General features: G+C 33.9%; 28 protein-coding genes and 1 pseudogene. 11 read left to right on the top strand and 18 right to left on the bottom strand.

The genetic code is table 11. The features are described from left to right. Positions 1-188 precede the first annotated feature (188 nt). The 6 genes from ACMT7R_RS00145 to ACMT7R_RS00120 form a co-directional block, all read right to left on the bottom strand. Positions 189-1,160, bottom strand: a complete 972-nt coding sequence (locus ACMT7R_RS00145; protein ID WP_415309412.1) for a hypothetical protein — start codon at positions 1,158-1,160, stop codon at positions 189-191. Next, the gene (locus ACMT7R_RS00140; RefSeq protein ID WP_415309411.1) at positions 1,093-1,554 is read right to left on the bottom strand and encodes a redoxin domain-containing protein; all 462 of its coding nucleotides are present in this window, start codon (positions 1,552-1,554) and stop codon (positions 1,093-1,095) included. The genes ACMT7R_RS00145 and ACMT7R_RS00140 overlap by 68 nt, the downstream gene beginning before the upstream one ends. Before the next feature lie 43 nt (positions 1,555-1,597). Beyond that, positions 1,598-2,377, bottom strand: a complete 780-nt coding sequence (locus tag ACMT7R_RS00135; protein ID WP_415309410.1) for a cytochrome c biogenesis CcdA family protein — start codon at positions 2,375-2,377, stop codon at positions 1,598-1,600. 697 nt (positions 2,378-3,074) lie between these two features. Then, positions 3,075-3,380, bottom strand: coding sequence for an ArsR/SmtB family transcription factor (locus ACMT7R_RS00130; RefSeq protein ID WP_415309409.1), 306 nt, complete (start codon positions 3,378-3,380; stop codon positions 3,075-3,077). Positions 3,381-3,572: 192 nt separating this feature from the next. Then, complete coding sequence (locus tag ACMT7R_RS00125; RefSeq protein ID WP_415309408.1) at positions 3,573-4,124, bottom strand: SRPBCC domain-containing protein; 552 nt, start codon at positions 4,122-4,124, stop codon at positions 3,573-3,575. A gap of 1 nt (position 4,125) precedes the next feature. After that, positions 4,126-4,446: an ArsR/SmtB family transcription factor gene (locus tag ACMT7R_RS00120; RefSeq protein ID WP_415309407.1), complete on the bottom strand. Its 321-nt coding sequence runs from the start codon at positions 4,444-4,446 to the stop codon at positions 4,126-4,128. Positions 4,447-5,133: 687 nt separating this feature from the next. Between ACMT7R_RS00120 and ACMT7R_RS00115 the strand changes: the two genes are divergently transcribed. Both ACMT7R_RS00115 and ACMT7R_RS00110 read left to right on the top strand, forming a co-directional pair. Continuing rightward, the gene (locus ACMT7R_RS00115) at positions 5,134-5,847 is read left to right on the top strand and encodes a dienelactone hydrolase family protein (protein WP_415309406.1); all 714 of its coding nucleotides are present in this window, start codon (positions 5,134-5,136) and stop codon (positions 5,845-5,847) included. Positions 5,848-6,412: 565 nt separating this feature from the next. Continuing rightward, positions 6,413-7,261 (top strand): response regulator, encoded by an 849-nt coding sequence (locus ACMT7R_RS00110; protein ID WP_415309405.1) that lies wholly within the window; start codon positions 6,413-6,415, stop codon positions 7,259-7,261. A gap of 166 nt (positions 7,262-7,427) precedes the next feature. Here ACMT7R_RS00110 and ACMT7R_RS00105 read toward each other — a convergent pair whose 3' ends face one another. Together ACMT7R_RS00105 and ACMT7R_RS00100 are read right to left on the bottom strand one after the other, a co-directional pair. Further along, on the bottom strand, positions 7,428-9,194 hold the full coding sequence (locus ACMT7R_RS00105) for an ATP-binding protein (protein WP_415309404.1): 1,767 nt from the start codon (positions 9,192-9,194) through the stop codon (positions 7,428-7,430). 171 nt (positions 9,195-9,365) lie between these two features. After that, complete coding sequence (locus tag ACMT7R_RS00100) at positions 9,366-10,094, bottom strand: phosphoribosyltransferase (protein ID WP_415309403.1); 729 nt, start codon at positions 10,092-10,094, stop codon at positions 9,366-9,368. Positions 10,095-10,468: 374 nt separating this feature from the next. Here ACMT7R_RS00100 and ACMT7R_RS00095 point away from each other — a divergent pair, with 374 nt between their 5' ends. Genes ACMT7R_RS00095 through ACMT7R_RS00085 form a run of 3 tightly spaced genes read left to right on the top strand, consistent with a single transcriptional unit; the run spans position 10,469 to position 11,647 of the window. Continuing rightward, a complete protein-coding gene (locus tag ACMT7R_RS00095) occupies positions 10,469-10,873 on the top strand; it encodes a plastocyanin/azurin family copper-binding protein (protein ID WP_415309402.1) in 405 nt (134 codons plus the stop codon). Between the two features lie 14 nt (positions 10,874-10,887). Further along, complete coding sequence (locus tag ACMT7R_RS00090; protein ID WP_415309401.1) at positions 10,888-11,244, top strand: hypothetical protein; 357 nt, start codon at positions 10,888-10,890, stop codon at positions 11,242-11,244. After that, positions 11,201-11,647: an adenylate/guanylate cyclase domain-containing protein gene (locus tag ACMT7R_RS00085; RefSeq protein WP_415310522.1), complete on the top strand. Its 447-nt coding sequence runs from the start codon at positions 11,201-11,203 to the stop codon at positions 11,645-11,647. The genes ACMT7R_RS00090 and ACMT7R_RS00085 overlap by 44 nt, the downstream gene beginning before the upstream one ends. Before the next feature lie 181 nt (positions 11,648-11,828). Here ACMT7R_RS00085 and ACMT7R_RS00080 read toward each other — a convergent pair whose 3' ends face one another. Next, the gene (locus ACMT7R_RS00080; RefSeq protein ID WP_415309400.1) at positions 11,829-12,257 is read right to left on the bottom strand and encodes a hypothetical protein; all 429 of its coding nucleotides are present in this window, start codon (positions 12,255-12,257) and stop codon (positions 11,829-11,831) included. 270 nt (positions 12,258-12,527) lie between these two features. Between ACMT7R_RS00080 and ACMT7R_RS00075 the strand changes: the two genes are divergently transcribed. After that, the gene (locus ACMT7R_RS00075) at positions 12,528-13,466 is read left to right on the top strand and encodes a tetratricopeptide repeat protein (RefSeq protein WP_415309399.1); all 939 of its coding nucleotides are present in this window, start codon (positions 12,528-12,530) and stop codon (positions 13,464-13,466) included. A gap of 540 nt (positions 13,467-14,006) precedes the next feature. Here the strand turns inward: ACMT7R_RS00075 and ACMT7R_RS00070 are convergent. The 7 genes from ACMT7R_RS00070 to ACMT7R_RS00040 all read right to left on the bottom strand — a co-directional run bounded on the left by ACMT7R_RS00070 (position 14,007) and on the right by ACMT7R_RS00040 (position 20,836). After that, positions 14,007-14,915 carry a hypothetical protein gene (locus tag ACMT7R_RS00070; RefSeq protein WP_415309398.1) on the bottom strand — a complete coding sequence of 303 codons (909 nt, stop codon included), beginning with the start codon at positions 14,913-14,915 and terminating at the stop codon, positions 14,007-14,009. 355 nt (positions 14,916-15,270) lie between these two features. Continuing rightward, positions 15,271-15,849, bottom strand: a complete 579-nt coding sequence (locus ACMT7R_RS00065) for a thermonuclease family protein (protein ID WP_415309397.1) — start codon at positions 15,847-15,849, stop codon at positions 15,271-15,273. Positions 15,850-16,055: 206 nt separating this feature from the next. Further along, complete coding sequence (locus ACMT7R_RS00060; RefSeq protein WP_415309396.1) at positions 16,056-17,435, bottom strand: hypothetical protein; 1,380 nt, start codon at positions 17,433-17,435, stop codon at positions 16,056-16,058. 61 nt (positions 17,436-17,496) lie between these two features. Beyond that, the gene (locus tag ACMT7R_RS00055) at positions 17,497-17,841 is read right to left on the bottom strand and encodes a hypothetical protein (protein ID WP_415309395.1); all 345 of its coding nucleotides are present in this window, start codon (positions 17,839-17,841) and stop codon (positions 17,497-17,499) included. A 504-nt stretch (positions 17,842-18,345) separates the two neighbouring features. Further along, positions 18,346-18,858: a hypothetical protein gene (locus ACMT7R_RS00050; RefSeq protein ID WP_415309394.1), complete on the bottom strand. Its 513-nt coding sequence runs from the start codon at positions 18,856-18,858 to the stop codon at positions 18,346-18,348. A 435-nt stretch (positions 18,859-19,293) separates the two neighbouring features. After that, positions 19,294-19,836: a hypothetical protein gene (locus ACMT7R_RS00045; protein ID WP_415309393.1), complete on the bottom strand. Its 543-nt coding sequence runs from the start codon at positions 19,834-19,836 to the stop codon at positions 19,294-19,296. Between the two features lie 223 nt (positions 19,837-20,059). Further along, positions 20,060-20,836: a TrmB family transcriptional regulator gene (locus ACMT7R_RS00040; protein ID WP_415309392.1), complete on the bottom strand. Its 777-nt coding sequence runs from the start codon at positions 20,834-20,836 to the stop codon at positions 20,060-20,062. Positions 20,837-20,901: 65 nt separating this feature from the next. Between ACMT7R_RS00040 and ACMT7R_RS00035 the strand changes: the two genes are divergently transcribed. Further along, positions 20,902-21,318: a hypothetical protein gene (locus ACMT7R_RS00035; protein ID WP_415309391.1), complete on the top strand. Its 417-nt coding sequence runs from the start codon at positions 20,902-20,904 to the stop codon at positions 21,316-21,318. Positions 21,319-21,503: 185 nt separating this feature from the next. Further along, entirely contained in the window at positions 21,504-21,683 is a 180-nt protein-coding gene (locus ACMT7R_RS00030) for a hypothetical protein (RefSeq protein ID WP_415309390.1), read from the top strand. Positions 21,684-22,823: 1,140 nt separating this feature from the next. Here the strand turns inward: ACMT7R_RS00030 and ACMT7R_RS00025 are convergent. Continuing rightward, positions 22,824-23,042, bottom strand: coding sequence for a hypothetical protein (locus ACMT7R_RS00025; RefSeq protein ID WP_415309389.1), 219 nt, complete (start codon positions 23,040-23,042; stop codon positions 22,824-22,826). A 1,018-nt stretch (positions 23,043-24,060) separates the two neighbouring features. Here ACMT7R_RS00025 and ACMT7R_RS00020 point away from each other — a divergent pair. The 3 genes from ACMT7R_RS00020 (at position 24,061) to ACMT7R_RS00010 (ending at position 25,831) form a co-directional block, all read left to right on the top strand. Continuing rightward, positions 24,061-24,261 (top strand): hypothetical protein, encoded by a 201-nt coding sequence (locus tag ACMT7R_RS00020; protein ID WP_415309388.1) that lies wholly within the window; start codon positions 24,061-24,063, stop codon positions 24,259-24,261. 413 nt (positions 24,262-24,674) lie between these two features. Continuing rightward, the gene (locus ACMT7R_RS00015) at positions 24,675-25,199 is read left to right on the top strand and encodes an FxLYD domain-containing protein (RefSeq protein ID WP_415309387.1); all 525 of its coding nucleotides are present in this window, start codon (positions 24,675-24,677) and stop codon (positions 25,197-25,199) included. A 374-nt stretch (positions 25,200-25,573) separates the two neighbouring features. Then, positions 25,574-25,831, top strand: coding sequence for a hypothetical protein (locus ACMT7R_RS00010; RefSeq protein ID WP_415309386.1), 258 nt, complete (start codon positions 25,574-25,576; stop codon positions 25,829-25,831). A gap of 393 nt (positions 25,832-26,224) precedes the next feature. On the opposite strand, the pseudogene ACMT7R_RS00005 reads toward ACMT7R_RS00010, so the two are convergent. Continuing rightward, positions 26,225-26,348, bottom strand: a pseudogene (locus tag ACMT7R_RS00005) (6-bladed beta-propeller); the annotation flags it as partial.

Raw genomic sequence — 26,348 nt, 5'->3', positions numbered from 1 at the left:
CCAGATCTGATCCAGATGCATATGCAACAACCTTCATTCTCAGGATAAACACCACACTTTGTTGTTATGAATAAATTACAATATTTTATAGGAAAATCGAAAAAATTTGTGATTAATGTGTGGGCTTATATCAATTTGTAAAAAGGATAGGTAGGATGGTCTCTGTGTGTGGTGGTTGTAGTGAAGTCTTAGCCAAAGGTAAATGTATAGAGTTTGAATCCACTGCCTTCTATATCAATTACTACAGACCTTGGCTGATAGTCGTCATACAGGCCGATATTGTATAATCGTTGCTTGTCTACTATTATATTGTCCTTTTCATCCAAATCAAGAGCATGATTAGTATCGTTTAGATTTTGATTCTCTTCGAGACCGCTGTTGTAGTTTTCTTCGCCCCTGCCTACGTCGCCACTACTGCCAATAATACCGCTAATATTCTTGTTGTTATCAGTGTCTTGGACTGTAGCATTTTGCCCGTTTCCTGAAGCAACGATGTTAATTGACTTGGCGTAGTACGTAAGAATAATTTTACCACTATCACTGACTAGCTCCACATTATCATTGTTGTTTTTCCAAACTCCATCCAAATACACCAGATTTCGCACAAATGTTGTTGCATTGTTGTTACTACTACTATTATTATTATTGTTTATGTCCAGCTTGTAATTTACATCCGAATTTGGTTGGAATCCTTCGCTATTTCCTAATGGAGATCTTGCATTTTGATATCCAAGATATATTTCCGGCGAAATATTTTGGCTAAAGTCTACATATTGAAGGCTCTGTGACGATGGTGTGGATGATGATGTATTTGACGACCTTCCTTTATCGAGATCAAATGAAATCTCGGTTCTGTTATCCAAAGCTGCTTTTTCTGCAAGAAGAGTCTGTATCGTCTTTTCGGTTTCATTATAACCTCCTTCTCCTATATGGTCATCTCGAATGTATCCTTGAGAATCTATTAAATAGTGTCTTGGCCAATAGTTATTATTATAAGCATTCCAAGTCTTGTGATCACTGTCAAGAGCCACAGGGTATTTGATTCCAAATTGCTTTACTGCATCATGAACGTTAATAGGATTTTTCTCAAAATCAAATTCTGGTGAGTGAACTCCTAAGATTACTAATCCCTGATCTCCTGTACCGGTCGTACCATTCATTAAGATATGGAATTGTTCTGATGCAGTTTATGCAAGTATAGGTCCAAAAGTCAAAAAGAACTACCTTTCCTTTGAGATCTGCAAGTTTTATGGGATTGCCATTTTCAGTATTAATATAAGAAGCGATTCCTTGCAATTCGGGGGCTTGTGGGTAAATGCTTTTGTCTATATGCATAAAGGCGGTCTTGTTTAACTTTATTGTTACAAAGTTTCCATTATTGGTTGACGCTTGAACGACCGAATCCTCTAGCTGTTTTTGTTGTAAATAGCTCTCAGATGGGTTACTATAAAAATTAAAATAAATCCCAAAGCCAACAATGAGCGAAATGACAGCGACTGCTGTCAATATTGCACTTATGTTATCTTTGTTTAAGGAACTATTAGTTTGACTCAAGGTTTATCAGTCTCCTCCTCCTCTCTCTTTCTCCTGTTAATATTCATCCTTGGTTTCCAACTAATTGTCCTACAAACGGAATGTTGACAAGTAAGAACAATTGATTAAAGAAAATAAGTATCCCTACAACTATCAAAATGCTTCCCATTATTAGATTAAAATACTTTAGGTGTTTTGTAATCTTTTTAATTATTCCGGTTGCCTGAGAAAAAAATGCTCCAGTTATTAGAAAAGGAATTCCCAATCCTAGAGAATATGCAAGTAACAGATTATATGCAGCACCTGGATTGGCAGCCGCTAAGGTAAAAGTGCTTCCTAATATAGGTCCAACACAGGGTGTCCAGCCTGCCGCAAATGCAAGTCCAAATACAAATGATGTAATGTAGCTTGTTTTGAACTTGGGAATCTTGGTAAATTTTTTTTCAATATTTAGCCGAGTTATTTTAAGAGAAAGAATAAGATTAACTCCAAATGCTGCTATAATGATACCTCCTATATAAGATAGATATTGTTGAAAATCAGTTCCAATAGAAGTAGCCAAGACACTATTTAGTATTACGCCCAAAACTGAAAATACCAAAGAAAAGCCTAATACAAAATAAATAGTATTTATGAAAATATTTACTCGGGCTTTTTTTGAAATAAAGACTACTTGATTGTTACCTTGGACATTGTGAATGTCACCATCATTATTTGTTGCCTCTTTAATTGATGCACTTGAAAGATATGACAAAAAGCCAGGTATAATTGGTAAAATACATGGGGATAAAAATGAACCAAGGCCTGCAAGGGCTGAAATTAAGATGCTAGCTTCTATAGCCATTTTAGAATGTCACCGACTCTTCTCTTTTTGACAGACGTGTTGTTGAACTAGTAGTATTCGCAATTACAAATGTTAAAACAATACAAACCATAGAGTTTTTGTCCATAGAAACGTAAGTCATAAAAATGCATTAATAGTTATTTCCAGATCTATTCCAGATCTATTCCAAATTCAAAATTCGATATTTAGATTTTTGACCTGTCGAGATATCATCCACCCCAGTGGTAAAGAATTTACGACTAAAGAAAAGATAATGAAGATAAAATAACGGGTTGATCCTGCTCTTCTCTGCAAGCTGCTTCTACTGCGGAATTTACCTATTATTCTAAAGTAATCTTGAGGAATATAATAAAGCCTGCCATCTCAGCAATGGAAATAGCCAATAGATAAGGTACTAGTTGGTCTGAAAACAACATCGACATGGTAATATAAGAATAAACTGAAATGATGCTGTTTATCATTAGCAAGCCACAAAAAAAGATCAAACCTAAAGTAAAATTGGCCCGGCTGTTTCGGTATATTTTAGCAAATGTAAAAACCAAAGCACTCAGTAATCCTAAATTAATGATGTTAATTACCGCGTTGATTGCCCCCATCCATACATCCATTTAACTAAATCACATGTAACTGCAAGGCATGTATTTATTTACTTATTTCCATATCTGTTCCATATCCATCCAAAGTCCAAAGTCAGATTTTATTTCTTTTTTGATTTTTGTATTTTGTTTATTACTTCTCTAAATGCTTCCATGTTTGCTTCCAAATAATTTGATATAAAATATAAAATACCATATTTTTCACCCTCCTTTGTGATTAAATTATTTTTTTCCAGCACGTGAATATGGTGTTGGATAGCTTTGTAGTCAATTTTGATTATGTCAGATAATTGGTTGATATTGTATGGTTGCTCAATTAGCAATTCTATTATGGATATTCTGTTGATGCCTCCCCTTGACCCAGCAAATAAGAACCAAAACAGTTTCTTTGCGTTAGGGTCGGCCATTATAATCCATCTAATATTGTGTATCCAATTAATAGATAATCTAGATATTAAGTTTGACATTATTACTAATGCTATTATTTTGTTGTCTGGCTAATTCCAGGAATATCAATCAGGCATGGGATCGCCCCTGTTGGTTATAGGATCTGAAGTTAAATGACAATCTTGATTGTATATGATACAAACAAAATATAGTTAATTTTTGCTAGCCTGCCAATCAGGATACGATCCTTTGACTTGTGCATATCGGTCCATCCAATTTGGAAGCACTTTATGATTTAGGTGAGATTCCAAGCGATCCAGGAAAGCATGCATACCGGGTGCGAAACCTAACCCCGTTGACTTTGTAAGACGACTAAAATTCAATAACAATTTAGTATCGTTCTCGCTGCTATAAACAAGTTTCCAGCTAATGGTTGCTTCAGGTTCACCATTTGGTATTTCTGGTGGATGTGGCTCAATATGCCATTCATGTTCAAATGCACAAGGAGGATCCCAAATCGTTATTTTTCCGGTTGTATGAAATCCTGCCGGGGCACTGATGTAATCTATCGTTCCTCCGTTTCGTCCGCCTATGATCGCCTCAGTATTAAACCATGATGCCAATTCCTTTGGTTCCGTAATTGCTTTCCAAATGGTCACCTTTGAGTGAGCAATTTGGCGTTCAAATTCTAATGCAGTATAATTACCTTCTGTTATTACTGTTCCATTTCGACTGCTCTCATTATTATTTGATTTTGTGTCCATTCTAAATATCTCCTTCTTCTTTATTTTTAGAAAGATGTTCCTCCAGGGAGTCAAGACGTTTGGACCAAAATAACTTGTACTTGGATATCCAATTATCAAGCTCAACTAAACCATTAGGTTGCAACGAATAGATTCTTTGCTGAGCATTAATCTGCACGGTTACAAGACCATTTTCCTTTAACACCCTCAGATGTTTTGATACAGCGGGTTGACTGATAGTCGGGAATGCCGCTGCCATGTCAGTTACGGTGCGACTATGCTCAGCCAACACATCCAACATTGCTCTCCTTGTTGGATCTGCCACAGCAGTAAAGACACTCATAAATTATACATAACCATTAAGTTATATAACTGTATTGTTATATAAATAGAAGTTGACAAATTGCTAACATAGTTTTCATATGTGGGGAGACGGTTCAAGGTTGAATAGAATCTTGTCAAACAAATTAGTAAAAACGGGGTTCCTATGTTAATTTGATTAAGGTTAATTTTGTAACTAATAAATAATTACTCATATGAGAAAAGTGTCTGATAACAAATAGTTAATATGTAAAAATTTTTCATCAATAAAAAATTGTTAGTTAGCTGTCAATGCAGCACTTGCTGATTGAGTTATCATAAACAGCCCACCAGCAACAAATGCATATATGATGACCAATGCTTTTTTCATTAATATTAAGTGAATATCCGTTATTAATAAGGGTTTTGCATTTGATTGTTTATTTTTGTCAAAAACACAAAGATACACTAAGTTATATTTCAAATAATTAGCCAATCTACTTATTTTCCTAATTCAATTATCATATTTAATGCATCATAACTACCTAACAATATTCTGATCAGTTTGCATTATATTTATTTGTCCAATTTTTGGTTATAAAATACTGACTTACTCATTCCTTATGATGACGACAATAAATCGATCAGGTGCCTCAATGCAATTTCATTATTTTTCACCTATAATCATGTAATTGTTTATTTGTTACTGCCACACTAACCAACTTGATATATGACTGTTATCAGAATTCCTTTAGACGGTGAGATATCAGGTTCTTTCATATACGGAGAAGTTCGATTTCCAAGTAATCCTAAGGGACTCGTCATTTTCGCTCATGGAAGTGGAAGTAATATAAATAGTTCTAGGAATCGCTACGTAGCTCAAGTACTAAACGAAAATGGATACGCTACTATATTAGCTGACTTACTTACCCAAGAGGAACAACAGTCAGACATGAAAAGCCAAAAGATATTGGACAAATATCCTGGAATTGTATTGAATAAATTTAATATTCAGTTATTGTCCAATAGATTAGTCCTCATAACTAAATGGATAATTAATAATACTCATGAAGTCATCGGTTTGCCAATTGGTTACTTTGGTGCAAGTACAGGAGCTGCAGCTGCAATAGAAGCCTCATTATCTCCTTCCCTTTCTGAGAAGCTGTACACCATGATATCTAGAGGAGGTAGACCAGATCTGGCTCGTTCTGAAAGCATAAGAAACGTTAAAGTATCTACATTGCTTATAGTTGGAGAAAAAGATTCAAAGCAAGTCGTGGAATTAAACAGAAAGATTTTCAAACAGATGAAAAACTCGAGGTACAAAGAATTTGTGGTCATTCCACATGCAGGTCACTTGTTTGAGGAAGCAAATACAATCGAACACGTGGCAAATGTTTCTACTCAATGGTTTAATAGATTTTTAGAAAAAAAATGGGTTTAGTTTAGTTTAGTTCCCGTCCAGCTTCAGCTATTTGTCCAGAATAAGATATCAAAATAGTCAAGCCGCCAGCTGCAAATGCACCTACAATTGCTAATAGTTTTTTCATTACCTTAAATCTCCTCTAGTTTAGTGCAGCAGCTTGAGCTAGTTGTGATCCTGTGGATACTACTACTGCTAATCCGCCTGTGATGATTGCACTTATTATTGCTAATAGTTTTTTCATCTCGTGATTCTCCTAGTTGACTAAAGCTAATCCAGCACTAGCTGATTGTCCCAGGTTAGAAGATATGATTGTTAATCCGCCTGTGATGATTGCACCTACAATTGCTAATAGTTTTTTCATTTGCAAAAATCACACCTTTTACAAATATAAAGAATCAATATATTAAATTATAAGAAAATGCTCATTATATGCGATATATTTATAAAGTCTGAAATATTCATCAATTATTTATAATCAGTAATCTAAATATTGGCGGTATTTGCACCGATTGGATTTTCATCTACCAAAATTGGTTGAAAGGAGTATTATATAGTTATAAATAACTTACAATTAACATTATCATTGCACTTCAATGCAAAGAAAAACCAAGATCATTCAGATTTTCTTACAATTGGATCTGCGAGTTTACCTTTATCACTAGAGTTTCCACAATCAAAAAGCAACAATATGATCAGCAAGAGCATAACCAATGGACGAGCGACACCTATAGATGTTATTACGGTAGATAAATATTCACGAATAACTCTAACAAAAAATCTCAAAAAGGTTTTATCAATTAGTCCTCTTGATAAAATAATAGTTTACAAGGATAATTACAATAAGAACGTCATTTTTCAACTACAACGTGGTAAGGATGAAATTGTATCTGTTTGGAATTTGACGAAAGCTCGAGAAAAATCCAAAATTCACCACAATACACGTATGGATAATGAACATGTTAATGATAACCAAAAGAAGGAAACTTTTGATGAACATGAGAGTGCAAATAGCATTCGGAATAACCCAAGACACAATGACACCCTCTATAAGATTCCGATTATTCTGATAGACGACGAACAAGATATGTTGTCATCCTATGAATTTCTGTTACGTTCAGAAGGATATAGTAATATTACAAAATTTTCAGATTCTAGTTCTAGTTTGAGTCATATTTTTGATCCAAAACATTCATCTTATTATCAACTGGCAATCATAGACATTCGAATGCCCAACATCAATGGAATAAAAATATACCAGATACTCCGGATAGTAAACCCCTCTATAAAGATCCTTTTCGTAACAGGATTGGATGCTGTAGAAGAGATAACAAGCATATATCCAGAAATTAAGCCTTCAAATATCATAAAAAAACCATTTACAAGAGATGAATTTATCAGCACAGTAAATTTGACTGTAAGCAACACAAATTGAATTTACCGCAATTTCCTGTTTATAACTCCTCTTTAATTTCATCACTATTTTTCAATATTTTGGTAGATGAATTCTACCGCCACATTTGCTTCGAATATGTTGACCTTGTCTAAAAATTAATTATGATATATGATGACAAAACAATCCAAAGAATTGGCTAGTATACTCATTTGATATACATAGGTAGAGTAAAGAAAAAAGACGCTCCATCCTTATTAGGATTATTTTTAGCCCATATTTTACCCCCATGGGCTTCAACTATACCTTTTGATATATACAATCCCAGCCCATTGCCATTGGGATCTTGTGTTGTAAACTTCTTGAATAATTTAGGCATCGTTGCAGAATCTATTCCTGGGCCATTATCTTTGATACAAGTAAGAAGATGAGCACTACTATTGTCATGGGTGGTTGACTTATCTATGATAATTTGTATCATCGATTTTTCTCTTCTCAATATCTCTTGTCTTGTTTGAATAAACTCATCAGAGAATCTGATTGCGTTATCTAGTAAATTTTCGAATACCTGGATTATCCTAGTCCTGTCTCCTTTAACATTTAGCTTTTCCAAGCCATTGCTTGTGAATACTATTTGGATATTCTTTATAGTATCAAATTTGAGAGACGTGGTATGTCCTTCTATAATATCTTTTACCAAGTTAACGATATCAAATACTTCTGATTTCAGATTCATGGAGTGACTTTCTATTTTGGTAACGTCTAGAAGATCTTTGGCTAAGGAATTGAGGCGCTCTGCATTTCTCACTATAATTTCTACAAGGGAGTTATATTCCTCTTGATTTTGGACCTCTCTATTTGGGCTCAACATCGATGCTAAACTAATGATGGGAGTTATAGGAGACCTTAATTCATGTGCCGCTGTATCTATAAACTCTTTTTGGATTTTATTATATAGTTTTAGTTTTTTATTGGCTTGTCTTAGCTGCAGATGTAAACTATTTTGCATCCAGATGAGTTGGAAAATTGAAATATATGACATCACAGTAGATTGACTATTAGAATAAGAACTCAATCCAAATAGATTAAATTCGCCAAGACTTGATTTTGGATTGGATTCTATTGATAAAGAGTATTCCCCATCAATAACAAATATTGATACGCCTGTATTCATTTTTGGCTGCATCTTTTGGAATTCAAGACCTGTCGTAGAATGGGACCATCCCCTTTTGTCTTTCGATTTTCCTTTTACATTGATGAGATCAAGTATCTCTGTCTTTGTATCCGATGAAAAGATCATTTTTATTGTGACATTTTTATCCTCTTGTTTTTTTTGCAAGATTTCAATTAACTCCCTGTTTGCTTCTATATTAATAAGATGTGAATCTGAAAAAATAATAAGAATTTCCTTTTTTGCATTTGACAAAAGATCAAGTGCGATTGTTTTAACTTTCACAGGATCATTAATAGTTTCAATAAATTCCCTTTTGATACCATATTCAATTTCCTTTATTCTTTGTTCTGCCGATATTGATTTTTCCCACAGCATATCAAAGAACAGTTGTTGTTGTTCTACGAAGGTTTTAACAGTACTTTTTATAAGTTCTTTTGGAGCAAAATTTATTGAATCTATTTTAGGAGTGGCTCTATAATCCGATTCATCGCCTATACCAAAGTTTCCTTTAATATTATCTATATGTCTTACTTCTGCAATCGAGCAAAGTTTCTTACAGTGATCAATATTATCTTTGGTTATTTCGGTTAATAGTCTAATAGTCACTCCACGTGCGTATGTATTATACAGTCCCTTCCAGACTGGATCAAACATGGCATACCCATAAACACTCAGATGATCGGAACAAATATCGAGTTTAGTGTTTATCGTCTTTAAATCCTGAGTGTTCTTATCAAGTATTGTTTCAGATCCTCTAATTATTTCCGTTATTTCGTCATCATTTTTGAAGGAGGTTGTCATAACAGTATCAGAAAAAGTCTAAAAAAAATAAAATATACAGAGAAAGAACAACAGTGACGTAATAGTTTTTATGTTGTCCCTTTTTGCTGTCGTTTCTTTTGAAAGAATTCTGTAATTATACAGTCCTTGTCATACCTCCAAAATCAACAATTATTTTTAGAGTACGTATAGCTATTTTTCATTGCGAACTTTTTGAACTTCCCATTTTCTAATTACCTGAATGACCTGGTTGTCTTCCACTTGGCAGAATTCTTGATAGTATTGTCCAACAGTTTTAAATATAACAGAAGAGGGTGTCGTCCCCGTTACAACGTGATCGCATTCTTGTTTTAATAGTTCTACTGTATCCTTTGAGGTCACAGGTAATGCCATTATTACTTTTTTTGGTCCTTGTCTTTTAATCCACCTGGCTGCAGCTATGATAGTAGCACCAGTAGCGGCCCCATCATCTACCAGAATGACTATCTGATCCTGTAATTTTATTGGTTTTTTTAGCCCTCTATAAGATATAGTCCGCCTCTTTATCTCTTCTAATTGTCGTGTTTTTTCTTTTTCAAGATATTCCCGGTCTACTTCTAGATCAGTTATTATGTCGTCATTTAGAAATGCATTCCCATCTTCCATTATTGCACCAATTGCTATTTCATGGTTATTAGGTGCTGTCAGTTTTCTAGGTATTACGATATCAAAATCACAATAATAAGGTAGTTTTGAGGCTACAATATCTCCCACTATCACACCTCCACGTGGAATCCCCAATATCAATATAGTATCGTTATTCTTGTCGATCTTTAACTTCTTTAAATAATCTTCCAAAGCTCCAGCAAGTATTTTGGCTGCGATATCTCTATTTTTAAACCGTATTTGGAACTTGTTCTTTAACGACTCTAACAGTGTCATTGTATATTGCAGTATCGAGAAGAAACTAGTTAATATTGTTATCTATAGCATATCAAAACCAATACCAGAATTACTAGTATTAGTTTGACAGGAATGTAAGAAAAAAGCTTAGCATCGTCAAATTATCACATCATTACCACATATAGTATCAGTCAGTTTGGGCTTATGGGGATTAAGTTCCTAGCGGCAATAGGGTTCTATTTCAACTAATGCAGAATAGTTCATCAAATCTTGTTCGCCTTAGCATTTCTTATCTGATTAAATATGTAATATAATAACATAATATCCTAGTTGTATAGGTATATTCTGAAAATATTAGATCCAAATAATTACTTGTTAATATAAAGCCTATTTAATATAGTTACGTAATAGTAATGAAACATCAGGTAATCATTCCACAATTTCTAGGTAATGAATCTGTTAAAAATTATATCCCCCGAATCGTCAAAATTCAAAAAGGAGACGCCATTACATTTATCAATACCGATAATGAGGCTCACCATCTCTACTTCATCAGGATTGATCCCGACCAAACAAATATTGAAGCCTTAGACGAAAAACTATATCTAAACTCAGGAGAGGCTAAAGAAATTGTGTTCAATCATAATTACAAACGAATTGACTATGTATGTAAAATCCATAAAGGAGAACTCAACAGTATTGTTATTTTTACTGAAGACTATAAGAATATGAGTAATACTCAAAGATTAAAATATCTTCGTAAGAGATATAACATAAAAATTCCCGACCTGTCAATCTACATTGATGGGAATAGATAACGGTGTAAATATATTTGGCTAATCAAGACATTACAGATGATGATCCTTATTCAAAAGAACAACTAGGCACATATTTTGATCCATTCATATATGAACATATCAAAGAATTAAAGTTAGATGGTGTCAACATCCATAAATTCGTTATTGTATTTTGGGATATAAGCAAATTTTCTGCTCTAGTCAAAGAATTAAAAGCACTAATGAGAAAACGAGAGAAAAAACAAGGTCTCATATTTCATGAATTAGAATACTTATTGAGAGACTATTATACCGAAGCAACGAGAGTGATAAAAAAAAATAATGGAATACTGGATAAATTTATAGGTGATGGGATTTTTTGTTATTTCGGTTACCAAACAACAAGAACCTGATGCGGCTTATTCGAAAGCAATGGATGCCGCCTTAGAGTTAAAGAGAAATTTTGTAAAAATTAAGGAAAAACATATGCATATTTTATATCGTCATTATGATTACAAGCCTATTACCAATATAAATTTGAAATGTGGTATGCATCTAGGTCAAGTTCTATTTGGATACTGGCATTCCCCTCTCAGAAGTCAGGTTACTGCGATTGGAGATGATGTTAATTTCTGTAGTAGGCTTGAGGGATTTGCTGACAATGACCAAATTATCATTTCAAAAGAACTGAATAATGCATTAAGAAAGATAACTAATAATACATTTAGAACTAGAAAAATAAAAATACCGGAAGACAAGAAGTTGAAAACTTATGAGCATGTCAGATATGTTTATGAATTGATAGACAAAAGATAATTTTGTTCTGGAATAAAATATCTCTTATAATAATATGTATATTAGTAACTGCTTTCATAAGGAAGGTTAGACTGCTTTCGGTAGTGATATTCTAAAACCAAATTCAAGAGTCATATTGAAGATATAATTAAACATAAAAAGAAAATAAAAAAGAGAGGTTTAGCTTTGTGCTGCTGCGTTGCTACCACTGTTTGTTTGGCTTTGAACGTTTACATTGTTGCCAGAGCCGATTGTGTCTCCACCAGATACTACCTGGCTGTTTTGGTTCGCTGGATTGTGATTGGCTGATGCTTTGTTCTGCAGAGTTGCCACCTTTTCCATTGCCACCTTGTTGTGCTAATGCGTTGTTACCAGTATTCTTTTGGTTTTGGAAGCTAAGGTTATTACATGACACGAATGTTCCACTTCCAGATACACACAAGGCATTTTGAACTGAGGCTTGTGATTGAGATATTGCTTGCTGAGCTACATTACCTTTCTTCTTTTTGGTTGCAAAGGCCTCATCCACAGCCATTATTGGGCTGGTGATTAATGCCAAAGCGACCACTATTGCGATTGATGCTACAAAGAGTTTGTTCTTGTTTTTGTTGTGAATATTTGTTTTATTCATACCAGTCATACCATAGAAAAAATATATGGCATTTGCTAACTACTTGCAATACTCTAATATTCTAGCACTTTTAGAATGAAATTGCAAAGAAGAAAAACAATATCACAAAATGTTATGGTGCTCCGCCGTGGGGATACGGTTCAATGTGAATAGAATCTATAGATTGGAGATCACCATTGCTTTTGGAAGTATCATACATGGATAATTTTGATTGGACTTGGACAGGAGTACTTCTGTTTCTTTGGATTGTACAACCAATCTATTTTTTTAATGAGAAATAACACCAAGACCAGTAAAGTATGGCCAAAGATCGATTTATTAGCAATTGTTATAAACTACATTCTCATCAAACATGGTGTGGATAAACATCTAAATTTTGATTATTATTTTGTTTTACTTTTTGCTATTTTGTTTAGTGCGGTGATCATTTTTTCCCTACCATCGAAAGGTTTTGCGTTTTCACCTGATGTATACTCGTGGTATGTATCATCAGAACCCACGATTTCAAATACTCCCTCTTCTAATGACACTGTAACTTTGACTAATAAAGGAATTGAGCTTAACAAAGTAGGCAATTATAATGAATCTATTGCATACTTTGACAAGGCTCTAACATTGGATCCAAACAATGTAATAGCACTAAATGAGAAAGGTAATGCTTATGGCGGCTTGGGAGATTACTCGAAAGCTATTGCATCCTATAACAAAGCTTTAGCTTTAGAACCAAAGAATGCTACTATATTAGATAATAAAGGGGTAGTTTTTTATCATTTAGGGAATTATACTGAAGCTATTACCTACTACGATCAGGCCCTATCTATAGATCCAACTGTTGTTTTTACTTGGTATGACAAAGGAAATGCCCTTGAAGCACTAGAGAATTATTCATCTGCCATAACATATTTTGATAAGGCATTAACTTTAGATCCAAATCATGTTCTTGCAATGATTGGTAAAGGATATGCATTAGACAAACTTGGTAATAATACAGGAGCCGTTTCCTACTTTGACAAAGCTAAAGAAACAGATCCAAGATATATTCCTGACCTGACTAATAAAGCTAATTTTCTCATAAAGATTGGAAATTATCAACTGGCGATCATTTATTATGACAAGGCTTTAGCCATAGATCCTAAGAATAGTGAAGCAATAAAAGGAAGGGAACATGCGCAAGTTCTATTAAATCAAAGAGTTTCTTCAAGTTCATGATAGCATCTCCTGTTCTACATCATTAGTGAGATACACGAATAATCCTGATAACCCGACAACCTCGCGGCCATTTGATTCGGAGCATCCAATCTAGATCGTTTATCTTTTGTTGGAATCTCATATAGTTATTAATACTGTTTCGAGTAACATGTCTCAGATGTGGCAATTAAGTTCCGTTTGTAGCAGAGTTTCAACTCAAGTATTACAGTTAAAATCAATTTTAGAGTAAAAGATTTTAATAAACGCCAATAGAATTCTCAAACAAAAAAGATATAAAATACTCTTTAAGACTTTGGAAGTATATAAGGAAACCTATAAATTTTTTAGTATCTCTATTGCCGACATTCTCTAAACATTCATAGTATCTTCCAATAGTCAATCTGTGTTGCATTGAAGCATTATAATTATTAGCGTTACCGTTACAGATAACCATTAGTTTGGGCGCGTGGGGATTCGGCTTAGGATTGAACAGAGCCTGATCTTTTTTCATGAAAGTAAAAAAAATTGTAGTATGATCTTCATATTGGAATTAGAAAAGTCCTATTCATTTACGATTTCCAAACTCTTTACCTCGTTCCAGTGTTTCTCAAACAAGATCTGTTGGACCAGTACCTTATTTGAATCGCTTGTAAAGGAACCTACGAAAGAACCATCCTTATCTAGCTGGATCTGAAGAACATATTTTCCATCAAAGCAGACAATCATTTCATTAAATTCTCCAAGTCTATTTGTATATTCGAATTGGATCAAACTGGTTCTATTCTTATCATTTAAAACTTTGATTTGATTTTGTATCTGGTGATCATAATTATCTACAAGGATTTTGCTAACTATGTTATTCCGTAATTTAGCATTTAAATTAATCAACATATTTGAATCAAATATTCGTTTTAGAATATTATAATTAGAGAATATTGTTAACTCCTGTTTGGTCTGCTCTATAAGAAAGTTTATTTCATTTTGAATATCCTCAATTCCAAATAAGGATCTATCATATCCATTAATGTTTTGGAATTCTAATTCCTTGATCCGCGACGACAACGGTTTCGCCATATTCCATAAATCCTGATACACTGAGATCTGTTTCCTAACTAAGGACATTGAATTACTGAAGAATGTTTGTACCAGTTTGTCGTCTCCGCCTTGCATTATAACTACCATGTATAATCTTTCATCATACAAACCAAAATTACCTCGTAAGCCTTCCAAATGTCTAATTTCTAAGAAATCAAGTGTTTTTAGGAAATCAATATTTTCATGATTTGCATCTACTAGTAATTTACAAGATACACCCCTTTCTTTTACCATTTTTTGTTTGATTAGTTCTAACGCTTCAACATAATATTTTGCAGCCCATTTACAGATTTCTGCGTCCCAATAAGCGCTAGCACTCTTTTCACATTTGTCAATACCGGTAAACAGAATCTCGAGTACCCTGATTTTGATCATAAACCACTTCTGAAATCTCAGGGCTTCTAAAATTAGACTCCTTTAATTGACTAAATAGTGAATGGTCCATTGCATTATCACCTTTAATATTTGTTAAAAACTTCGCGGTGGCGATTGTTATTTTTGTTCAAAAATTTTTTAAACGTTTTTATCCTTGGTTGAACAGGACCGTAAAGACATTATTTGAGGTTAAATAGAATCTAGAATCAATCTAATGGCACCGTCTGGATCAAGGTTAAATCGAACGAATCATGATATTATTACCATGCTACAGTATTATTTAGTTTAGGCGCGTGGGGATACGATTCAAGGTTGAATTGAATCCACGAAATCTAAAATAAGAACATGGTTACTATTATCCTTCGCAGCCTATCCCATCACCATCAGCGTCAAGGTTATGTGGATCATCGTCTCCTACGGGGATATTTTTCTCATCAAAATCCTTACAATCCAGATCTTTGCTAGTGTCGCTAATATCCACCCTATTATCGTTGATGCTGCTACCAGATTCTACAGGATCTTCCTTTTCATCGTTATCGTCACTGTCATCACTTCTGTTGTTTGAACAACCATGTTCTTGTGCCCAATTTGCATCTGCGAATTCAGATATATCGCAAAAGTTTTGATAAATATCAGCCAAATTATTATCAAGTATTGCTTCATTTACATTAACTCCTTCACAATATACAACTCCAACGGTTCGGCCATAGGTAAGCCCTTGATTATTATCTGGATCAACTCGAGCAGTCTTGTCCAAACATTGTTCGGTAAGGAAACTTTTTGCTTCATTAAATCCAGGTTCATTTCTTTCTGGCGCGTCTATTAACGCTAGTCTTATTGTTATTGTATCCCCTTCTCCAGTCATAACATCAAGAGTATCACCATCTGTAACTTTTGTTACTATTCCATCAAAATTTATTGAGGAAGTGGTCACAGAATCAGAGTTTGTAGAAGTCGCCCAAATCTGGTTTGAAAAGGTAACAGTTCCTAACGTAACTATGACACGTAAATAACATCTTGTAAAACAAGAAATTAAGCAATACTGAGTATTATTATGATTTATATATAAATATAAAAAAAATGAAAATAGGCTCTAAATTCTATTCCTGTTACAACCTTCATTTAGATAAGATTCTCTAACTAATTTTCATCATCTTCAGAGTTGTCATCTTGCTCTTCACCATTGTTGTCGGAGTCATCATTATTTTCTTCAGATCCTGAGTCATCATCTTGTTCTTGGCTGTTTTCATCACTTTCATTTTCAGTGTCATCTTGTCCTTCATTATCACCACCACTACTACTACCGTCACCATCGGTGTTTTCTTCTCGTTCTGTGGGTTGTTCATTACTTACCCCATCACCGTCTCCATCTGTTTGTTCCGAGATGGATTCTAATGGTTCGTTTGTTACTCCTTCACCTTCTTCGTCATTGTTAGATTGACCACTATCTCCTCCATCTTCAGAGTCGCAGCCTACACCATCGTTATCGCCATCGAGGTTATTTGGATCATCATCTCCCACAGGAACATTTGTTTCACCAACATCTTCGCAGTCTAAATCATCATTACTTTCATTTTGATCATCGTTTGCCAAAGTACTATTGTTATTTTCCGCGTCTGTGGTGGAATTATTTTGACTACTTGTGTCATTAGTATCTTCAGATTTTTCAATTACTTCAAAAGATGTTTTCCCCGTTTCAGTATCGTAGCCTGGAGCATTAACGTTTATCGTAACTTCAAAGGTGCCCAGAATTGTCTTTCCACTAATACGCCAACTATGTGTAACTCCGCCATTACTCTCAGTATCTTTATCAAAGTTTCCACCATTATCTGTGGTTCCGGATGTATATTCAACCTCCCCATTAACATTAGCATTAGATATTTTCTCGTTTGTGTCATCATCAGAGACCTCCACAGTGATCGTCTGAATATTACCGCGTACGATAGGATCTGTGGATATATCGATTTCTATATCTAGATCTTGATTAGAAGACGATGAATCGGAATCGCCATCACTGGAACCAGATCCATCATTATTGTTATTATTATCATTAACATTATCGTTAACAAAGTCATTTCCTGTTGCAGGTAAAGGATTAACGTTTAGTAAAGAATCCAAGAACAACCCCCTGTCAACAAAGCCTCCAAGAGATGCAAACGGCAATTTAGGATTCAAAGGAGGACTCATAGAACTCTGTGCTGAATCAACGTTAAGTGAATAGAATGCAGTCAGAGACTTGGTCTTGTTATCGGTGATAGTGATATCAAATGGTGCCATTTGGTTGTTTGCAAGACTGCCGACATTTAGTCCGAAACTTTGAGTTCCAACTACACCTAGACTCGAATTATCATAGAATGTTGCAACGAGGTTTAAGAGTTGCTCTGGAGATTGGCCTTGGTTAATTATGTTACCAATAATGTGTGGATTTCCAGCGTTGTCAACAAAGGAACTACTACCATTCAATACAAGGTTTGCCGGTTTATCCGCTGATGCAGGTAAAGAAGTAGTGTTGAACTCCATGAAGTCAAAAGTGCCAAAGATCTGTTGGGGATTTTGTATTACTATATCAAAAGGAGATAATTCAACCTTGTCTAAGAGTTTCTATTGATGAGAATGCAGAGTAATTACCGACAATAGAATCTGTTGTAGCGTCAGACAAAATGGCTGTAACTACAATATTGGTTTGAGGCTGAGCGGACGTATTATTTACCTCACCTATTATGTGAAAATTTCCAAACTCATCTGTATAAGATGAGGTACTTGTAATCTGAATTAGATTATTACCAAAAAGTTGACCAAAGGCAGGATTCATATTCAAAAAATTACTTCCCGGATAAGTGATAATTGAGGAAGACATGGTGATTAAGGACATCATCAAAATTACAATGATTGAAGATAATTGTAATGTTTTAGAAACTGTACGCAACGGTCTAATAGAGCCTCAATGAAATTATAAATCTTTTCATAACAATTATGTTAATAATAAATGAAAATTTTTGTAGAGTAATTTGAATGAGAAAGGGTCTTTAGTCATCATCAACGTTAGTGACTGTTCTAACTCCTCGAGATTAATGACAGATTGGACTGCTTTTCGGCCACATAGTTAAAGGGTTATGCTGTTGCCTTATTTTGTGAAGTAACCTGAAATATGAGTCATTGTATGGATTGATAAATTCTTCTTCTCTCGTGTGTTATTATATCATTACCATATTATGTATCATTAAATTTGGCCGCGAGGGGATACGGTTCAAGGTCGAATAGAACCTCAACGTGATATATTCTCGAAATATCAAAATTAATCAAAAAAGAAATTCGATAAGAGAAAAGGATATGAAAGAAAACTCTACAAACAAAAGTTATTTTGGGCCAATTATAAAATAAAAAATGAATTTAAATATTTTATTATTGACTTTTGATCATTCTTACTTTCTTAAGAATTTGTATCATTCTGTTCACTATTGATACTCTCCTCTTCAGTGTTTTCTTCAGATTGTGTACTAATGTCATTATTCTGTTCATTATAGCCAACATTGTCCTCTTCAAAAGTGTCAGAAGATAATAATTGTTCTGATAAATCCTGTTGAGTTGGAACATTTTCGTTAATATCGTTTGAATCCTGTTGTGTTAATGGCTGAGTTTGTTCAAGCACACCAGGCGGTATCCGTTCACTAAATGGAGGCTTTGGTGGTGGTGGTGGGTTTGGGTCCTGTTCAAACATCTGGACATAACGTTCACCGCAGTTACGGAGAGGTGCAGGGGGATCCTGTCCACCGGGACCAACTTCACAGTCAGTACAGTATGTAACCAGGGTCCCCGCGGGATTTGATGGACTACGATTTATAATATGATCTTGACAACATGTAACGATAAGTGTCCCAGTCCTATTACATTTTATTGGACCGGCAGCCTCTGCATAAAAAGCATATGTAGTATAGTAACTCACAAAAACTAAGAAACTTAGCAAGAAGATAGAGGTATATCGGATAAACTTTGTAAGCAAGAAATCACCTATTCATTGAATGCTATTAAAGATAATTATAATTGAGGTGGCAATACAATAAACAGTGATTTCTATATAATATTTTCATTTTATATGGAAAATTTTTTAATATTTTGAAACATTGATTCATAATAAAATGATTAATATAGCAACAAATCCAATTTGATTCATCCGTACGGATACAGTTTAAGGTGGAATAGAATCCAGAATCAAATCGACACAAGCATCAGGAAAAGTTCAAAGCCTATTGAATCATAATATCATTACCAATGAAAGTATCATTGAGTTTGGGCGCGTGGGGATTAAGTCCCCTGCTATAGTGGGGTTCTATGTTAGAGTTTTTGTCTATATCCCCACAAAAATTATTTTGGATGAATATTAATTAAACAACCAAATAGTTCTATGGACTTCTGGAGCGTCTACATATATCCCTAACTTACCTTTTAGAAACGATAATTTTTCACTATTAGTGTTATTAAATAGAATTATTCCATGAAAGATGAGCCCTCTTTCATTAACGACCCCAATGTCAGAAGATATCCACCCTATGCTTTGACCATCCAGTGTTTCAATTGTTCCGTTGCCTTTTCCCTGTATTATGGTGGATTGAGCATCGAATGTATTGATAAAGGTCATATTGTTTGTTACGTTACCTATGTCTTTCATAATTGCCTCTTCTAAGAATATTTCCTCTGTTACGAGCGTAGGTGAGGTAGAAAGCTCTCTTGTATTTATGAAAGTTCCATTAAGGGTTTGATATATGGGTTGTGAAATATTAAGAGAGTTTGTTTCTGTTTTTAAAAGGCTAATCGGTTCAGCATTATCATTAACACCAAGATTTTGGCCTGCTACTATTTGATCATAGTATATTATGGAAAGACCCAGTCCAAGGAACATAATTATGCATATAAACATTTTCATGCTTCTCTAAAAATTGATCACAAATATAAAAGCACGCGGTCTTAAGCCACATTTTCCATTTTCAATTAGGAATATACCCAAAAAATTGACTGTATTGTAGGAAAAGTTTCTTGTGTTAGTAGGGTTCGAATACAATTATTTAGGTGCAGTATTAAAAAGTCTGAGGAGTATCCCAAATTAGTATTATTATTAACTAGAATTCAGATATTTAAAATCGATAAAGTTATCTTTGAGCTATTTTCCAGATACTGTCAAAATAGTCTACAAAAATACCCGCTATTTCACTAGAAGTAATTAGAATACCGGTTATTGTTTTCCAGTCTATGATTAAAAGCTTGTCAGCAAAGATGTCAATAGTTCCTGGCAATGGAAAATTTACATGACGCAGTTTTACATCCTTTGGGATTTCTTTAAAATGGTGAGAGTTTTTAAAGTCTGAATTGACTATTCCCCTCTCAACAAGTCCTTTTGACTTTTGATACTTGTAGAATCTAGAATAAAACGGAGATGCATTTTCGTGAGCATTAGAATATGGATAAAAATATCTCAGAATGTCTCCTCTCTTTGAATCACTTAATAAAGTCATGTATGCAGAACGCAATGATCTCTCTCCTATGAATATTTCAGATGTGCTTCTCTTTGCCGCATTGACATTTTTGGATAAATCACTAATGATCTGGGTTAGCGCTTCTTTTTGTCTCCTAACTTCATCTTCCTTTCTCTGTATATATTCATGTAACCGGGATGGCTCTAACGACTGAAAATATTTAATATTATCTTGTAGGTTGTAACTTGCTAATCCCTTTAGGATAAGACGGTCTAACACATTGTAAATCTTGGATTGGGATACACCAGACATTTCTACAATTTTGCCCACTCGTGATGGTCCAATATGTATCATTGCCAAGTACACTTTTGCCTCACCTGGGGTTAATCCTACATCAATTAATTGATCAACACAGTTTTTATTTACAATTACCTCATCTTGGCTTTCCTTCACTGTAACCCCTATGGGGGTAAGCGATACTTATGTATTACACATAGTTAATTAAAGGTATGAGTTCTATGATCCAATTAGAGCCAAAAAAGACTATAGTGAAGATTATGATATCTCATAAGAGCAAGGATACAGTATTTAATTTCTTTGAAGATGTAAAGAATTTGGAGATAGGAGGTGCTATTAGTAACATTGACAAAGACATTGACGATTGGTATACGTTTAAACATGTAGTTGCGGGCAGTGCTCGCTTAAAGATAGTTGCTAATGACAATCAACTCGGAATACTAGACCATTTATTTGAAGGTGGAGGTTTATCATGGACAGTGTATGTTAGGGTAATTGATAACGGCTACGGCAGCACAACAACTTGGACATTTCTTAGACCAGATGGACTCACTGACGCACAATTTGAAGAACAATTAAAGGGATTTGATGTTGAAATTGAGAAGTGGAATAATTATTTATTAAGTAGCATATCCTGAAATACTGGTCTTCTGGATTTAAGGTCTAGATATAATAATATGTAACAGTCCTTATTCTTTGGTATTTTTACACATATGGGAATAAGTATACTCCTTGAAAAACACATACATTCACAAAATGACGTCCGGATATTCGTATACCAGTTTTAGTAATCCTTTTATGTATTCACTTTCAGAAATACTGAATGCCAATTAAAATGACCAAGAAAGGTGGAGGAACAAAAAAGAGATCATTTGATGAAGGCGTATCGGATCTGAAGAAACAAGGCAAGTCAGAAGAGTCTGCACGTAAGATAATGGGATCTATAAAGAAAAAACAAGAAGGCAGTAGTGGTTCAACTACAAAGAAGAAAAAGAAAAGTTAAGAATTCTAATCATCTTGAGCAAAATGTTGCCTAAATCTATGTTTCTTAGAGTAATTGTTATTGGATTGTCCCATCCTTGCAGCAGAGTCACATTGGCAGTCGAATAGGGCTCAATAACATCTTTATCACAGTGAATTCTTTTATCTAGCTAATCGTATTTGTGCTTAATTTCGATAACTTTAACCTAATATTTAGTAACAGTCTGGACGCGTGGGGATTAAGTCGCTTGTCATAATAGGGTTCTATAACATTCTAACGTCGAATACTTTAGAAAGAATATAAAAAGAATGTGGAAAAGTATAAAAATTTTGGACTAGTCTAGATCTTGTGTGCAAAGGTAAATGTTCTGAAGAGAGATCCATTAATGCATCTACATTCATGAAACTAAACTCTAAATGTAGTGTTTGTCAAAAAGCCTTTAACACTACCGAAATCAAATGTTATTGTTGCCATTCAAGACTAAGAAAAAGAAATGCATTGAGTAAGAACGACTCTTTAAAGACCATTCAAATTATGGCTCATAAGAAGAGATATTAGCAAAGAAAATAGCCCATTTGTCAGATCTGTATAACTTATGGCCAAAGATAAACCAGAGTCAAATCTTAGTCAAATTCTTAATATCTCATATCTGCTTGTAGACATCCAGTGAGACATTTTCAAGGTAGCACAGATTAATTAGTTTGAGGCAAACAAGTGAAAAAGAGTTTATTCCAGGCAATATAATATTGTTACTATATCATATATCATTTAGTTTGGGCATGTGGGGATACGGTTCAAGGTTGAATCCAACCTAGACTTGATAAAAATAAAAATAATTAATTTAGCCAATTGTAGTGATGCACCAATATAGAGAATATCATAGTCCTTGTTAAACTTTGGTTGATCAACCATTATCCCTGCTATACCTCTCCTCTATAAGATCTATGATTTTTCTTATTGATCTATCTTCATTCAAGTAATGAGTCTTTTTTAAGTGATCAAACATATTATGACTCATCCAACTTTTAATTTTTATCTGATCCTTCCATTCGCGTAAGATCCAATTAACCGTTTCATAAGAACAAATAGGACATCTTAACGGTTTAATATCATTCAATATTTAGTATTTGCAGTATCCTTATCTATTATCATCTCTGTCTGTCACTCACTATCCTCATTTACAGATAATTGAATAGTTATTGGTTTTCGTCCCTTGTAATGTTCGTATATAGTTTTGATTAATTCCTTATCGAAATAGTTTAATCCCAAATGAATAGAGTTACCCGAATTTATTTCAGCCATGGTTATCTTAATTCCATCAGAAAAATCATCCCATTCGTCTATAATACATTCTTTAGATTCAATGATTTTGTTTGTCAAGATGTATTTCGCTTCCTTCTTTTTAGATTTATAATTGTTCTGTCCATAATTCCATCAATCCTGTTACTTCTCTGTATTGTAAATTTTGCCGTTCAAAGGTATGGCTCCAAGGATATTGATATCAAACATTCCAGTGGAATTACCATATTACAGTATCATGCAGTTTGGACGCGCGGGGATACGGTTCAAGGTTGAATCTAGTCTCAACATATTACTCTGAGAGGCCTCAAAAAGTTTACAATTTATTATGCAATCATATGCAAAATTTATTTACTAAATTTGATAATACAATTCTATACAATCCTTAACTTTAATCTCTTAAACTCCAGGTCATGTGTTATGATTCTAAAATTATATACGTTGAAATGGTGATAACTTTAGTAAAGATTTAGAATAGTATAATAATTGCTTCATTCTTTTGCAAAATAATATATCAGTAAAACAACCTATATCGACCAAGAACCCAGGCTGGATAATTTATTCAGTAATGAATTAAAAACGTTAAAACCACCGCTGACTTAACCTTTCATTTATTTAACATATTATTTAACCTTCATATAACAAGAATATAGCATCATTTTAGGTAACAAATATAACAAATAAAATACCCTTTGAACCAATATGAATAAAATATACCTATTTGCAATCGCTGCTATTCTTGCAACAGCATCACTGATGGTTACTGGAACATTTACATCTACCGTATTTTCTCAAATACCAACTACTTCAGGTACCGACCTACCGAAAATACTGGACCAGGAGTGTTACCAAACGGCACCGTTGTTAACACAACGACGAGTAACGCAACAACTGGCGGATACTGAGATTTCAATAACACCAATGTAGTTTAAGAAACTACAAACAATCCCCTCTTGTTCCTCCATAATGCACCAAGCAAGGTCCCATCCCATCAAACTGTAGAATGAAACCCAAGTTTTAGAAGAAAAACTAATCTATTTTTTTTAAGAAGATTAAATATCCTTGAAATACTTAAGTATTGTTCAACTGCAGTGATCAGATGAATTTTGATGCTGCATTCGTGAAGGAAAATGGAGTTGAAATTGGCATTTTCGCAACGACTATGGATGTAATAAATGACAAAATGCAGGCAGAGAACTTAATCACGTATTGCGAGGAACGAATTCTTGCAGGTTATCAGGTAGTTTTAATGGCCCAGGATAGCCAAGGTGTACACATTATTATGGGAGACAAGACCTAACTAGAATACTGGAGGCTACCAAATTTAGTAAAATTCACTTTAGAAGATATACTAAACCATAGCGTCAACGACTCGTTAACCCAGTATAAAAGAATAAACCGAAAAAAAATACAAATTAAATAGTCGTTGTCTAATCAATTTTAAAAAATTTCAATAAACAATAACAACAACGATTTTGGCTTGTATAAATATAGAACGGGTCTCCTAACAATTTCGATTACGCTAAGCAAAGTCTATGCATTAAATAGAATTCACTATTTACAAAAGTAGTAATTATCTAAGATTGCTACTATTGGTATGGATTGAAGGAATTTTATCTGTAAAGCGAAAAAAAATAAATAATTGTATGTGCAAAATCAGTTATTGCAACTAATTCCTAATTTCATAATAGGATTAGAATAATTGTTACGCTTTTGGTTATTGCAACATCTGCATTTACATTCTCTAATCCTTTGTTTGTGAATTCTACAACTCCATATGATTCTGGTTATGACCACGGATGTAATGATGCCAAAATATCTGACCCGTCAGATAGATACATAAATCAGCCAGAAAAGGGACCCTCTTATCATACATCGGAATTCATGGATGGTTATTATCGAGGTTTTGATATTTGTGCTAATGACTCAGATAAAGAGAATGACAATGATAACGACAACAACCGAGTTGAAAGCCAAGAATCTTCTTCAAGTTCAGGTTTAAAGATAACTAGTTCCTCAAGTTATCGTCAAGGAGACTACTTTTACATTGTAGGAGAAGTTCTTAATACAGATTCAAACGACAAAGAATATGTCAAAGTTATTGCAACATTGTATGACGATAATAGAAATGTAATAGGAACCGGATTTACTTATACTGATCCATCAACAATTTCATCACAAGAATCCTCACCTTTTAAAATAATAATAGGGGACATTGATGTAAGCAGTATTGATTAAATAGATAGTTTCAAACTAGTGGCTTCTGATAAGTAATAAAGTAAAACTCACACATGGAAATTTCCCAATTAAAAAGTAGTTTATTTATATGAACTCGTGAGGATACGGTTCAAGTTTGAATTGAATCACCTCTATAAATTTCCTGAATCATTAGAAAATTAAAATATTTTCAAAATAAAGAAGGTGTAGTTTCAGTAATTTTTGTCAATTGGTCATATAATAATCTTCAATATTATCAATATTCATACAAAAAAAAGCAATTGCCTGAATCTGAGCAATAGAATTCTAAATACTGAGAACGATATAATTGAATTAATTAAACTTTTGCTCATAAGCAGTTAAATATGATAATGAACATCAAGATTTGATCAAAATTGAAGAAAACTGTAGTCATCGCTACTTTTGCACTGTCGTTTATCTTGACGGCATCTCTAGTGAGTAAAATATTAGATCAAGCTGTATTGGCTCAGGACTTGTCCACTCTTAAAGACGAGGCAACAAAGTTGCTTACGGGAAATGACAATAGTCAAAGAACAGATAATACATCAGCATCAACAACAGATAACTCTACCTCGTCTGACTCATCATTAACGCAGAGAGCAACCGATGCATTAAGCGCATTCTTAAAATAGAATACTAGAATCAATATAGATATAATATTTTATTTACCTGTAATTATTATTTTATTGTCTCTCAAATTTTAAAAGATTATAATTTTTTATTAATTGTCATAATCTTTCTGAGCTGTGGATGATAACAAGTCTATACAAAACACGGTCTGAATTAATAATCATTACCATGTAAAAGAACATCCAGTCTGGGCGCTCGGGGATACGGTTCTAGATTGAATCCAATCCTGGCAGATAAAATTGTAAAATGGTATCTCTCCATTTCTCTTTAACTTCTACTTGAACAAAATCATTTGAGTCAAATACTATCAACTTAAATAATATGAATTTTTAATTAAATAATATTTTATTGCTTCGAGTATATCATGTCTATTTTGATTGATCTAAATCACCCCGTCAATCGCGCTTCCCCCATTCATTGATGAAGTTGCCGTTGGTGTCAAACTTTTGAACGCGGCAGTTGCCATCATCAGCTACATACAAGTAGCCTGAGGCATCCACTGCTACACCTTTGGGGAAC

Origin of the sequence: Candidatus Nitrosocosmicus sp. FF01, from assembly GCF_047711275.1 — an archaeon.
Taxonomy (GTDB): domain Archaea; phylum Thermoproteota; class Nitrososphaeria; order Nitrososphaerales; family Nitrososphaeraceae; genus Nitrosocosmicus.
The sequence above is the reverse complement of the archived record's forward strand: the minus strand, read 5'-3'. Positions and strand labels throughout refer to the sequence as shown.